11 protein-coding genes and 1 tRNA gene are annotated in these 11,553 nt (G+C 72.6%); 6 read left to right on the forward strand and 6 right to left on the reverse strand.

Annotation, left to right across the window (positions count from 1 at the left end; genetic code table 11):
• Window positions 1-113: 113 nt before the first annotated feature.
• Window positions 114-1,217, reverse strand: coding sequence for a GTP cyclohydrolase II RibA (gene ribA / locus QR78_RS24150; RefSeq protein WP_244276433.1), 1,104 nt, complete (start codon window positions 1,215-1,217; stop codon window positions 114-116).
• A 225-nt stretch (window positions 1,218-1,442) separates the two neighbouring features.
• Between ribA and QR78_RS24155 the strand changes: the two genes are divergently transcribed.
• Window positions 1,443-1,988, forward strand: coding sequence for a cytochrome b (locus QR78_RS24155; RefSeq protein WP_048430141.1), 546 nt, complete (start codon window positions 1,443-1,445; stop codon window positions 1,986-1,988).
• A 332-nt stretch (window positions 1,989-2,320) separates the two neighbouring features.
• On the opposite strand, the gene QR78_RS24160 is transcribed toward QR78_RS24155, so the two are convergent.
• Together QR78_RS24160 and QR78_RS24165 are read right to left on the reverse strand one after the other, a co-directional pair.
• Window positions 2,321-2,412: transfer RNA gene (locus QR78_RS24160), tRNA-Ser, on the reverse strand.
• 81 nt (window positions 2,413-2,493) lie between these two features.
• Entirely contained in the window at window positions 2,494-3,426 is a 933-nt protein-coding gene (locus QR78_RS24165) for a LysR family transcriptional regulator (protein WP_048430142.1), read from the reverse strand.
• Between the two features lie 137 nt (window positions 3,427-3,563).
• On the opposite strand from QR78_RS24165, the gene QR78_RS24170 reads away from it, so the two are divergent.
• From QR78_RS24170 to QR78_RS24185, 4 genes are all read left to right on the forward strand, one after another.
• A complete protein-coding gene (locus QR78_RS24170) occupies window positions 3,564-4,178 on the forward strand; it encodes a YceI family protein (protein ID WP_202972698.1) in 615 nt (204 codons plus the stop codon).
• Between the two features lie 25 nt (window positions 4,179-4,203).
• Complete coding sequence (locus tag QR78_RS24175; protein ID WP_048430143.1) at window positions 4,204-4,809, forward strand: cytochrome b; 606 nt, start codon at window positions 4,204-4,206, stop codon at window positions 4,807-4,809.
• On the forward strand, window positions 4,806-5,381 hold the full coding sequence (locus QR78_RS24180; RefSeq protein ID WP_048430144.1) for a YceI family protein: 576 nt from the start codon (window positions 4,806-4,808) through the stop codon (window positions 5,379-5,381). Before QR78_RS24175 ends, QR78_RS24180 begins: the two co-directional genes overlap by 4 nt.
• A gap of 102 nt (window positions 5,382-5,483) precedes the next feature.
• Window positions 5,484-6,398 (forward strand): bestrophin family protein, encoded by a 915-nt coding sequence (locus QR78_RS24185; RefSeq protein ID WP_048430145.1) that lies wholly within the window; start codon window positions 5,484-5,486, stop codon window positions 6,396-6,398.
• A 13-nt stretch (window positions 6,399-6,411) separates the two neighbouring features.
• Here the strand turns inward: QR78_RS24185 and map are convergent, their stop codons facing one another.
• From map to QR78_RS24200, 3 genes are all read right to left on the reverse strand, one after another.
• Window positions 6,412-7,167, reverse strand: coding sequence for a type I methionyl aminopeptidase (map, locus tag QR78_RS24190; RefSeq protein ID WP_048430146.1), 756 nt, complete (start codon window positions 7,165-7,167; stop codon window positions 6,412-6,414).
• A 112-nt stretch (window positions 7,168-7,279) separates the two neighbouring features.
• Complete coding sequence (locus QR78_RS24195; RefSeq protein WP_048430147.1) at window positions 7,280-7,942, reverse strand: L,D-transpeptidase; 663 nt, start codon at window positions 7,940-7,942, stop codon at window positions 7,280-7,282.
• A 105-nt stretch (window positions 7,943-8,047) separates the two neighbouring features.
• Window positions 8,048-10,135 (reverse strand): prolyl oligopeptidase family serine peptidase, encoded by a 2,088-nt coding sequence (locus tag QR78_RS24200; protein WP_048430148.1) that lies wholly within the window; start codon window positions 10,133-10,135, stop codon window positions 8,048-8,050.
• 204 nt (window positions 10,136-10,339) lie between these two features.
• Here QR78_RS24200 and QR78_RS24205 point away from each other — a divergent pair, with 204 nt between their 5' ends.
• Window positions 10,340-11,491: a ceramide glucosyltransferase gene (locus QR78_RS24205; protein WP_048430149.1), complete on the forward strand. Its 1,152-nt coding sequence runs from the start codon at window positions 10,340-10,342 to the stop codon at window positions 11,489-11,491.
• The last annotated feature ends 62 nt before the right edge of the window (window positions 11,492-11,553 follow it).

Here is an 11,553-nt window from a genome sequence, read left to right on the forward strand (position 1 = left end):
GTATCGATCGTCCGTCGCGGCCGGCGAGGCCGGCCCAACCGGCGCCTTAGCTACCAGCGAACGTGACGCAGGGCCACCGCAGCCAGGTGCTTACATCGATTTTGCGGCCGCATTCACGCCTCGCTGCACACGAAGGCGTCGAGGTCGAGGGCGTGGCCGGCCCGGTCTCGCTTGGCCGTCAGGTAACGGATGTTCTCCGGCGTGACCCGGCCGAGCGCCCGCTGCGTCTCGACCACGGTCAGCCCGGCCGCCTCCAGGCTCGCGGCCTTCTCGGGGTTGTTGCTGACGAGGCGCACCCGGCTCACGCCGAGCGCCGTCAGCATCGCCGCGGCGAAGTCGAACCGGCGCTGGTCGAGGCCGAAGCCGAGGGCCTCGTCGGCCTCGTAGGTGTCGAGCCCGCGGGCCTGGAGGTCGTAGGCGCGGATCTTGTTGGCGAGCCCGTTCCCGCGGCCCTCCTGATCGAGATAGAGCACGATGCCGCCGCCGTGCTGCGCCATCCAGCCGGCGGTGCCGCGCAGCTGGTCGCCGCAATCGCATTTGAGCGAGCCGAACAGGTCGCCGGTGAGGCAGGCCGAATGCAGCCGCACCGCCACCGGCTCGGACAGGTCCGGCTTGCCGATCACCACCGCGACCTGATCGCGAAGACCCTCTCCGCCGCGGAAGACCACGAACTGGCTGTCCGGGGCGCCGGCGAGGGGCACCGGGGCCCGGCTCACCTCCCGCAGCCCCGCGGCCTGCCGGCCGGGATAGCGGGCCACCGCCTCGGCCGCGACCGAGAGGGTGCCGGGAGGCGCCGCCTCGCCCGGGATCGCCAGCACCGCCGGCAGAACCTGGGCGAGCGCCATGAGGGCGAGCGCCGCCTCGTCGCCGGGCGAGGCGGGCGCCACCGGCGCGTCGATTCGCCCGTCGAGGCGCAACGCCAGGGTCTCGATCCGGGCGGGATCGAGCAGCGGAAGGGCGACCGCGCCGGGCTCCGTCCGCTCCGGGACGCCGAGGCGGCGCAGGCGCGGTGCCGGCAGGACGAGGCGGGCGCCGGTGCCCGCGAGCGGCGCCAGGAGCGCGGCGTTGGTCTCGTCGAGGGCTTCCGCCGAGAGGACGAGCACGGACTCACGGCCCCGCACGACCACGGGGCGGCCGGCGCGGATCTCCGCCAGCGCCCGCTCGACATCGATCTGGTCCCGGCCCGCGGCCGGATCTAGAGTGCTTCTGCTCTTCATCGTGACCGACATCATCGACCCTGACAGAGATGGCCCGAGCGCCATGGCGACGGAGAGCCTCCGGGGCAGAGCCGTCCAGACCACCGCCGCGGCTCGTTGCCGGGCTTCGTTGCCGAGCTTCGCTGCCACGCGACATGTGGGGAGGCCGGCTCCGCTCTGCCCGGATCCCTCCATCAACCTTTCGCGATTGTCCAGGTTAGCCATACACCCCGGGAGTGAGGCCGCATGACGCTCCGCACCGCCTACGCGCCGTCCCAGAAGGCGCTGCACTGGCTCGTCGCCGCCCTGGTCTTCGTCCTGGTGCCGATGGCGCTCGCCATGGCCAACCTGCCGGACGGCGCGTTGAAGAACGCGCTCTACGAGTGGCACAAGTCGTTCGGGCTCACGGTGCTGGCGCTGGCGCTGGCCCGGCTCCTGGTACGCGCCGCCCGTGGCGCCCCGCCCCTCGTCGCCGGCCTGCCCGCCTGGCAGCGACGGGCGGCCCGGGCCTCCCACCTCGCGCTCTATGCCCTGATCGTGCTGGTGCCGCTCCTCGGCTGGGCCGGCACCTCGGCCTGCTGCGCGCCGGTGATGCTGTATGGTACGCTACCCCTGACGCTTCCTGTCTCGGGCGGCATGCCGGTGGGCGAGGCGATCCTCAAGGTGCATCAGGTCGCGGCCTTCACGCTCGTCGCCCTCGTGGCGCTGCATGTCGGCGCGGCCCTGCACCACCACGTCGTGCGGCGGGACGGAACCCTGCGGCGCATGTGGCTGGGGCGGGGGGAGCGGTGAGCGCATCCACGCCGCCCGGCGGCGGTTCCATTCCGAGGGATCACCGGAGTCCGGGACGCGCCCGCCAGCCAGGAACCCGATGATCCGACAACCCTCGTCCCAGGCGGGGTTCGGTGATCGGCGGCCCGATTTGAGGATGGAGCAAGGATCGACGCTCGCGGCAATGCGCGCTGTCGCCGAGCTGCGTCAGACTTCAATGACGTTTGAAAATCGAGACCGAGTGAACCGAGCGGCCACTTCTGTGCCTTTGAAGGGATTGTCGCTCGGCCCGACGGAGCCTCGAGCGATCCCGAACCCAGGTCTCAAGGTCCTGAGGCGACGCGATGCTGAATTGGCGGAGACGGAGGGATTCGAACCCTCGAAGCCCCTTTCGGGGCTTGCTCATTTAGCAAACGAGTGCCTTCAGCCGCTCGGCCACGTCTCCGGTGGGCCAACGCTCTAGGGAATCGGCGGGGCGCGGTCAACCGGTTTCGTCGGGCGGTCGGGCGCCGCGGATCTCGCGGGGTCACGCGTCCTCGCGCATCGCCGCGAGGCCGAGGCGGACGTGGTCGCGAAAAAGCCGGACCCGGGCCGGCAATTCGCGGCCGGCGAGGCTGACGGCGCGGAGCACGCCGCCCCGGCTCGCCCAGTCGGGCAGCACCGGCACCAGGGCGCCGTCCTTCAGGGCCCGGGCCGCCACCAGGCTCGGGATGTGGCCGATGCCGGCGCCGGCGCGGGTCAGGCGCAGCACGGTGGCGTAGTCGGTGGCGCGGAGCGCCGGACGGGCCGTGATGTGGCCCTCGCGGCCCTGCCCGTCGGAGAGCCGCACCGGCGCCGACCCGAGACGCTCGCGCGACAGGATCAGGTCGTGGCCCGCGAGGTCGTCGAGCGTCGTCGGCGTGCCGCGCGACGCGAGGTAGGCCGGGGCGGCGTAGAGCCCGATCATCAGGTTCGCCAGCACCGGGGCGCGGTAGCCGCCATCCTGCCCCTCGCCGCTGCCGAGGCGCAAGGCGAGGTCGATGCGGTTGGCGGCGAGGTCGAGGCGCGTGTCGGTGATGAGGAGGTCGATCGTCACCTGCGGGTAGCGCGCCCGGAAGCTCGCGACGAGCTCGGGCATCACCTCGATGCCGAAATCGATCGAGGTGGTGACCCGCAGGTGGCCGCGGGGCAGGGTGCGGGCGTCCCGCGCCGTCTCGAGCGCGCCGTCGAGGAGGGCAAGACTCTCCTGCGCCTTGGCGTGGAAGGCCAGCCCCTCCACCGTCGGCGAGACCGCCCGCGGCGTGCGGGCGAGCAGCGTGACCCCGAGTTCCTGTTCGAGACGCGAGACCCGGCGCGAAATGCTGCCCTTCGTCTCTCCCAGGATTTCCGCCGCCTGGGTCACGGTTCCGTGATCGACGACGGCACAAAAGGCCCGAACATCAGAGAGCGCACCCCGGAAGGTTTCCGATCCAGCAACCATGTGTCCCGGTTTAGCTGTCTTACGCCCGCGACGGAACCGGCTTAATCCGGTCGCCGCAAGACGGGTGCGGTGCGAAAGACCTGGATCCGGGTCCGCCGCGCCCCGGCGATCAAGCCCCGACCATACGGAGTGATCTCGTGAAGCTGTCCGTCCTCGCCCTCGGCCTCGTCGCCGGTCTCGCCCTCGCCGCCCCGGCGGGCGCTCAAGGGGCTGCGACCCGCGACCCCGCCCAGATCCAGGCGGGCACCTACGTGGTCGACCCCAACCACACCCAGGCGGTGTTCACGGTCACGCATTTCGGCTTCTCGCCCTACACCGGCATCTTCTCGGACGTGTCCGGCACCCTCGAGCTGCAGCCGACCAAGCCCGCCGAGAGCCGCCTGAAGGTCACCGTGCCGGTGAAGTCGCTCTATGCGCCGAGCCAGCACCTCGTCGAGTCGCTGAAGAGCGACAAGTGGCTCGACGTCGCCCAGTTCCCCGACATGACCTTCACCTCGACCAAGGTGACCCCCGAGGGCAAGGACAAGGCGAAGGTCGTCGGCGACCTGACCCTGCACGGCGTGACGAAGCCCGTGACCCTCGAGGTGACGCTGGTCGGCGCCGGCGCCAATCCGATGAACAAGAAGGTCACGGTCGGCTTCGAGGCCAAGGGCACGATCAAGCGCTCGGACTTCGGCGTGAAGACCTTCGTGCCGGCGATCAGCGACGAGGTCCACCTGGTCCTCAACGGCGCCTTCGAGCGCAAGGACTGAGGCTCGGGCCGAAGGGTCGACCCCCATGCACACGGTCGCGACGCCCCGTCGCTACACCCTCGTCGCGATCGTGCTGCACTGGCTGATCGCCCTCGGCATCCTGGTCCTGCTGGGGCTGGGCCTCGCGATGACGCGCGGCCCGCTCTCGCCGATGGACCGGTTCGCCTTCTACCAGTGGCACAAGTCCGTCGGCCTCACGGTGCTGGTGCTGATGGGCGTCCGCCTGGCCTGGCGCCTGTTCCACGCGCCCCCGCCGCTCCCCGCGGCGATGCCGAAGGCCGAGCGGCGGGCGGCGTCTGCGGCGCATCTCGCGCTCTACGGCCTGCTTCTCGCCATGCCGCTCGTCGGCTGGGCGATGGTCTCGGCCTCGCCCTACAACATCCCCACGGTGCTCTACGGGGTGATTCCCTGGCCGCACCTGCCGGTCCTGCCCGAATTGCCCAACAAGGCGGCGGTCGAGGGCGTGCTGAAGCTGGTGCACAGCACCGGCGCCTGGCTGCTGATGGCGCTCCTCCTCCTGCATGTCGGCGCGGCCCTGCGCCATCACCTCGTGCTGCGCGACGACACCCTGTGGCGGATGCTGCCCTGGGTGCGGCGCGCGAGCGCGAAACCCGAGGCTTCCTCGCGATGATCCCCTTCCGTCTCGTCCTCGCCGCCCTCGTGGCCGTCCCCTTGGCCGCTCCCTCGGTCGCCCGGGCCGCCGACTGGGCCGTCGATCCGGCCAAGAGCCGCATCGGCTTCTCGGGCACCCAGGTCGGCGCCCCCTTCAAGGGCCGCTTCACCCGCTACGACGCCCGGATCGACTTCGATCCGGCGAAGCCCGAGGCCGGCAAGGCGGTGGTGCTGATCGACCTCACCAGCGCCGAGACCGGCGACAAGCAGCGCGACGAGGCCCTGCCGCAGGCCGACTGGTTCAACACCAGCAAGGACAAGCAGGCCCGCTTCGAGGCGACCCGCTTCGTGGCGAAGGGCGGCGATGCCTACGACGCGGTCGGCACGCTGACGATCCGCGGCCTGCGCAAGGACGTGACCCTGCCGTTCACGCTCACGATCTCGGGCGGCACCGCCCACGCGGTCGGCCATCTCGATCTCGTGCGCACCGATTACGGCGTCGGCCAGGGCTCCTGGGCCAACGACTCGATGGTCGCCCTGCAGGTGGGGGTGGATATCGACGTGACGGCGAGCGCCAAGTCCGGCGGCTGAGCAGGTCCGGCGGCCGACGGGCCTGATGGGTGACGGGCGCTTGACCCCGACCGCCCGGGGGCGGATGACCGCGCACCTTGTCCCGGCCAGCGTGCGCACCCGATGATCGTCCGTCCCCGCCCCGGCGCCCTCGCGATCCTGTTCGCGCTGCGCGGGTCGATCCTGCCGCAGATCGCCCCGCGGGTCGTCGCCATCACGGCGGTGGCCTGCCTCGTGGTGGCGACGGAGCAGGGCTGGGCGCGCGCGATCCCGCTCCATGCCGGCATCGGGCCCTTCACCCTGATCGGCCTCGCCCTCTCGATCTTCCTCAGCTTCCGCAACAACGCCTGCTACGACCGCTGGTGGGAGGCCCGGAAGGTCTGGGGCGCCCTGGTCGTCGAGGCGCGGGGCCTCGCCCGCCTGCTCGGCGCGCTGCTGCCGGAGGACGACGCCCGCCGTCGGCGTTGCCTCGAGCGCCTCGCGGGCTTCGCCCACGCGCTGCACGCCCGCCTGCGCGGGCAGGACGACGCGGCGGCCGCCGCCCCCTACCTGCCGGAGGACGAGCGCGGGCGCCTCGCCTCCCGTGCCAGCCCGGCCGACGCCGCCCTGTCGGGTCTCGCCGCCGATCTCGCCGGGGCGATGCGGGAGGGGACCTTGAGCGACGTGTCGTTCGGCCTCGTCGAGCAGAAGCTCGCCGGCTTGTCGGGGGTGCAGGCGGCCTGCGAGCGCATCCAGGGCACGCCTCTGCCCTTCGCCTACACGCTGCTCCTCTATCGCACCGCCTGGCTCTACTGCCTGCTGCTGCCCTTCGGCCTCGCCGAGTCCCTCGGCTGGGGCACGCCGGTGGCGACGGCGCTGGTCGCCTACACGTTCTTCGGCCTCGATACGCTCGGCGACGAGCTGGAGGAGCCGTTCGGCACCGCCGCCAACGACCTGCCCCTCGACGCGCTGCTGCGCACCGTCGACGGCGTGGTGCAGGACGCCCTCGGCGCACCGGTGCCGCCGCCCCTCAGCCCCGAGCGCTATTGGCTGCGGTGACGCGGTCTTCCCGCTACTGCCCCGGCATGGTGAGGACGAGGGGTCCGTTGCGGGTCGCCACCACCGTGTGCTCGTACTGCACCGTGAGCGCCCGGGGCTGGCTGTAGAGGGTCCAGGGGTCGTCCTCGCCGCTCTCGGCGTAGTCGGCGCCGAGCGACAGGAACGGCTCGACGGTGAAGACCAGCCCCTCGGTCATGATCCGGCGCTCCGAGGCGTCGGGCCAGGTCGCGATCTCGGTCGGCTCCTCGTGCAGCGAGGTGCCGATCCCGTGGCTCGCGAGGTTGCGCACCAGGGTGTAGCCGTTCTTCTGCGCGAAGGCGCCGACCGCCCGGCCGATGCCCGCGAGCGGCTTGCCGGTTCCGACCTGGCGCAGGCCGGTCCACATCGCCCGGCGCCCGTCCCGGCACAGCCGCTCCACCGCCCGGGTCACCGGCGGCACCGCGAAGGACGCCCCGGTATCGGAGAAGTAGCCGTCCTTCTCGGCCGAGACGTCGATGTTGACGAGATCGCCCGGCGCGATCCGGCGATCCCCCGGGATGCCGTGGGCGACCTCCTCGTTGACGCTGATGCAGGTCGCGCCGGGAAAGCCGTAGACCGCCTCCGGGGCGGAGCGGGCGCCGGCCCGCTCCAGGTGCTCCCGTCCGATCCGGTCGAGCTCGGCCGTGGTGATGCCGGGCTCGATCGCCCGACCCATCGCCTCCAGCGTGTCGGCGACGATGCGGCCGATCCGCCGCAGGGCCTCCAGATCGTCGTCGCTCGACACCGTCATCGCCATCGCCCCCGGCACGGCCGGAAGGGCCGCGGCGGGCCGCTTGTGCCACCGCGGCGGGCCGCGGCAAAGCCGTGATGCGGGCCGGGGCGGCGCGGGGCAGCGGCCTTCGTCAGTAGCCCGGGACGACGGTGTAGTAGCCCGTCCCGTAGGCCGGCGGATACGCCGCCCCGACCGGCTGCCACCCGGCGTCGCCCCACGGATCGACGCTGCGGCCGCGCCGGACGCGGACGACCGGCGCCTCGGCGGTGAGCCCGTCCTGCGCGAAGCCGTCCTGGTCCAGGCGATCCCGGCGCACCCGCGCCTCGCGCCGCGGTGAGGCACGGCCCGCCAGCGCCGTCTCGTCGCCGCCGATCACCACCCGGGTGTTGCCCATGCCCTCCGCCTTGACGAGGGCGAAGAGCGTCGCGGCCTTGCCCGGCGCCAGGCGCACGCAGCCGTGCGAGGCCGGGGTGCCGAGGCGGCCGGTATGGCCGCTGCCGTGGATGGCGTGGCCGCGGCCGGTGAAGAAGATCGCGTGCGGCATCGGCGCGTCGTCCCACTCGCGCGAGCGGTAGTCCGCCGCCATGCGGGAGGGCGAGAAGGTGCCGCGGGGCGTGTTGTAGCCGGCCATGCCGGTGGAGACCGGCCAGTCGTAGAGCGTCCGCCCGTCCCGCGTCACGGTCATCCGCTGGGTGGTCTTGTCGACCTCGATCAGGATCCCGGCCCGCGCCTCGCCCATACCGACGGTTGCACCGGCCACGCAGAGGGTGACGGCGAGACAAGCGGCGCGCATCGCGGAGGTTTCCCTGTTCGGCAGGACGCACGGGCATGATGCCACGCGCTGCCGGAACGACGTGCGCCCCGCCCCCGGGTTCCCGGGTGTGAACTGCTGAAACGCTCAGCTCCCGGCCACCTCCGGCTCCCAGCCGATCGCCCGGCGCAGGAAGGCGGCCCCGAGCGCCGCGAAGGCGGCGGTCTCGGCGCTGTTCTTGCCGTGGGAATGGCCGCCGGCCTCGGGCTCGTAGAAGCGGGCGTCGTAGCCAAGCACCTGGAGCTTCGCCGCCATCTTGCGGGCATGGCCCGGATGCACCCTGTCGTCGCGGCGCGTCGTGGCGATCAGGATCGGCGGATACGTCTTCCCGGCCTCCGCGACGTGGTAGGCCGAGATCTCCTGCAGGAAGGCCCAGTCCTCCGGGATCGCCGGGTCGCCGTATTCGGCGATCCAGCTCGCGCCGGCCAGAAGCTTGGTGTAGCGGCGCATGTCGATCAGCGGCACGGTGCAGAACAGCGCGCCGAAGCGCTCGGGGTAGCGCGTCAGCATGTTGGCGATCAGGAGCCCGCCATTCGAGCCGCCCTCGGCGGCGATGCGGCGAGGCCGCGTGACGCCGCGACGCACGAGGTCGGCGGCGACCGCCGCGAAGTCGTCGTGGGTCCGCGCCTTGCCCTCGCGCCGCCCGGCCTCGTGCCAGCGGGTGCCGAACTCGCCGCCGCCGCGGATGTTGGCCACCACCCGGGTCCCGCCCTTGGCGAGCCAGAGCCGGCCGAGCACCGCCGAGTAGCCGGCGAGGTTCGTCACCTGGAACCCGCCATAGCCCGAGAGGTGCACCGGCGCCTCGCCGGTCTCGCCGGCCGGGCCGGCCTGGACGTAGGGGATGCGCTCGCCGTCGCTCGACACCGCCTCGTGCCGGGTCACCACCATTCCGTCGGCCTCGAACAGGGCGGGGGCCTGCTTGAGCAGCGTCGGGGCGGCGAGGTCGGCCCGCGTCGTCAGCAGGGTCGAGGGGGTGACGGGGTCGTTGGCGGCGACCATCAGGTCGCCGTTCGATTCTTCCTCCTCGCCGTCCATCGACCAGACGCTGACGACGCCGAGCTCCGGCAGGCCGGCGACCCGGCTCTCCGCCCACCCGCTCGCGGAGGGCGTGAAGACCGGAAACACCGCCTTCAGGTCGTCGAGGATCGACAGGACCAGGTGCCCCCCGGTCCAGAAGAAGCCCTGCAGGGCCCGGCGCGGAGCGGGGGTGAACAGAACCTGGAAATTCCTGCTCCCACCCAGAAAGGCGTCGAGCCCGATCCCGAGCACGCTGTCGGCCGGGTGCGTCGTGCCGCCCACCGCCCACGGCGTGCGCAGGCGGATGGCGAGGAAGCCGCGGTGCCAGTGGGCGTCCGCATCGGTCGGAATGTCGAGGCGGGTTTTCGGACCCGTGCGGTCCCCGAGCTGGATCGTGCCGTCGAAGAAGCCGGTGCGCTCGGCGAAGACCAGGCGCTCGGGGTTCGCCTCCCGGTCGGGATAGCCGTAGGCGACCATGCTGGTCGGCGCGGCCGAAAAGATCACCGGGGCGTCGAGCGGGTCGGTGCCGCGCCGCCACAGCCGGACGGTGCGGGCATAGCCCGACGGTGTCGCGTGCTCCGGCCCGCCGAGGGGGCTTGCCAGCAGCAGCGTGTCGGGATCGAGCCAGACCGGGATGCTCTTGGCTTCCGGCAGGGCGAAGCCGCCCTCCACGAAGGTGCGGGTCTCGAGGTCGAACTCGCGCACCACCGTGGCGTCGCCGCCGCCGCGGGAGAGCTGGACGAGCGCCCGGGCGTGGCTCTTCGGCAGGCTCGCGGCGCCGCTCCACACCCAGTCCTGGCCCTCGTCGCGGGCGAGCGCGTCGAGGTCGAGGAGCACGTCCCAGGCGGGCTCCAACTTGCGGTACTCGTCCTCCGTCGTGCGCCGCCACAGGCCGCGGGGGTGCCCGGCATCCTGCCACAGGTTGTAGAGCAGGCCGCCGCGCCGGGTGACGCCCGGGATCTTGTCGGGCCGGTCGAGGGCGGCCTTCAGGCCGTCGCGGTCGGCGGCGTAGCGCCCGTCCGCATAGGCCGCGAGGGTGTCGGCGTTCTGCCCCTCGACCCAGGCCAGCGCCCGCGCGCCGTCGATCTCCTCAAGCCAGAGATACGGGTCGTCGTCCGGGGCCTGGAGGGTCGGGCGGGGATCGGGCTGGTGCGGCATGCCGGACTCGTCGGTTCGCGAACTTCGAAAAAATCTCGCCGGATCATCTAACCCGGGGGCGGGCCGGGTCCAGGCCGCTCCGACCGAGTGATGCGGCCGCGAAACACCGGTCCGGCGACTGCGCCACCGTCATACGGCTGCAACAGCCGGTCTGTTTGAGGGGAGGGGAGGGCCCGGGTCTCGGCCGGCCCGGGGAGGACCCGCATGACCGGTACCGGCCTTGCCGCCATCATCTGCCTCGCCCTCACGGTCATCAACCTCGCGAGCCTCGCCATCGCGCTGCGCCGCCTCGGCCGGCCGGACCCGGTTTCCGCCGGGCTCCCGGACGCACCGGTCACGGTGGTGCGGCCGGTCTGCGGGCTGGAGACCTACAGCGAGGAGACGCTGGGCTCGGGGTTTCGCCTCACCTACCCGCATTACGAGCTGGTCTTCTGCGTCGCCCGCGCCACCGATCCGATCGTGCCGCTCGTCGAGCGGCTGATCGCGACGCATCCCGGCGTCCCGGCCCGGCTGATCGTCGGCGACGAGCGGGTGAGCGACAACCCCAAGCTCAACAACTGCATCCGCGGCTGGGACGAGGCGCGCCACGACTGGATCGTGCTGGCCGATTCGAACGTGCTGATGCCGGAGGACTATATCCAGCGCCTGCGCGCCGCCTGGCGGCCCGATACCGGTCTGGTCTGCTCGACGCCGGTCGGCACGCGGCCGGGCAGCGTCTGGGCGGAGGTGGAATGCGCCTTCCTCAACACCCTGCAGGCGCGCTGGCAATATGTCGGCGAGGCGCTGGGGCTGGGCTTTGCCCAGGGCAAGAGCATGCTCTGGCACCGGCCGCTCCTGGAGACGCAGGGCGGGATCCGGGCGCTCGCGGCCGAGATCGCCGAGGACGCCGCCGCCACCAAGCTGGTGCGTGCCATGGGCCGGAAGGTCCACCTCGTCGCCTCGCCCTTCGCCCAGCCGCTCGGACCCCGCCGCGTCGCCGAGGTGTGGTCGCGCCAGCTCCGCTGGGCCCGCCTGCGCCGGGTCACCTTCCCGTTGTTCTTCGCCCCCGAGATCGGCACCGGCGCGGTGATCCCGATGCTCGCCGCCTATCCGGCGGCCGGGGGCGGGCTCGCCGGCCTCGCGGCGATGCTCGGCACGGCCGCGGTCTGGTACGGCGCCGAGTGGCGGCTCGCCGCCCGCAACGGCTGGCCGCGCTCCTGGCGCTTCCCCCTCGCGTGCCTCGCCCGCGACCTGCTCTTCATCCCGATCTGGCTCGCGGCGTGGGTGGCCCGCGACATCGTCTGGCGCGGCAACGCCATGGACATCCGCACCAAGCCGGCCCGCCTCGCGGCCGACGCCCCGGCGGCGGTCCCCTGAAGCAGGGGAGGGGGCTTTTCGAAGCTTGGCCGGAGAAAGGGTGTTGACCGCCCGAATCGGTG

It is taken from the genome of Methylobacterium indicum, from assembly GCF_001043895.1.
In the GTDB taxonomy this organism is placed as follows: Bacteria; Pseudomonadota; Alphaproteobacteria; order Rhizobiales; family Beijerinckiaceae; genus Methylobacterium; species Methylobacterium indicum.

Bases quoted from the DNA above. Each gene is read 5' to 3' on its own strand.
- QR78_RS24180 (WP_048430144.1), top strand. From the start codon at position 4,806: ATGATCCCCTTCCGTCTCGTCCTCGCCGCCCTCGTGGCCGTCCCCTTG.
- QR78_RS24195 (WP_048430147.1), bottom strand. From the start codon at position 7,942: ATGCGCGCCGCTTGTCTCGCCGTCACCCTCTGCGTGGCCGGTGCAACC.
- QR78_RS24185 (WP_048430145.1), top strand. From the start codon at position 5,484: ATGATCGTCCGTCCCCGCCCCGGCGCCCTCGCGATCCTGTTCGCGCTG.
- QR78_RS24155 (WP_048430141.1), top strand. From the start codon at position 1,443: ATGACGCTCCGCACCGCCTACGCGCCGTCCCAGAAGGCGCTGCACTGG.
- QR78_RS24165 (WP_048430142.1), bottom strand. From the start codon at position 3,426: ATGGTTGCTGGATCGGAAACCTTCCGGGGTGCGCTCTCTGATGTTCGG.
- QR78_RS24205 (WP_048430149.1), top strand. From the start codon at position 10,340: ATGACCGGTACCGGCCTTGCCGCCATCATCTGCCTCGCCCTCACGGTC.
- ribA (WP_244276433.1), bottom strand. From the start codon at position 1,217: ATGAAGAGCAGAAGCACTCTAGATCCGGCCGCGGGCCGGGACCAGATC.
- QR78_RS24175 (WP_048430143.1), top strand. From the start codon at position 4,204: ATGCACACGGTCGCGACGCCCCGTCGCTACACCCTCGTCGCGATCGTG.
- map (WP_048430146.1), bottom strand. From the start codon at position 7,167: ATGACGGTGTCGAGCGACGACGATCTGGAGGCCCTGCGGCGGATCGGC.
- QR78_RS24200 (WP_048430148.1), bottom strand. From the start codon at position 10,135: ATGCCGCACCAGCCCGATCCCCGCCCGACCCTCCAGGCCCCGGACGAC.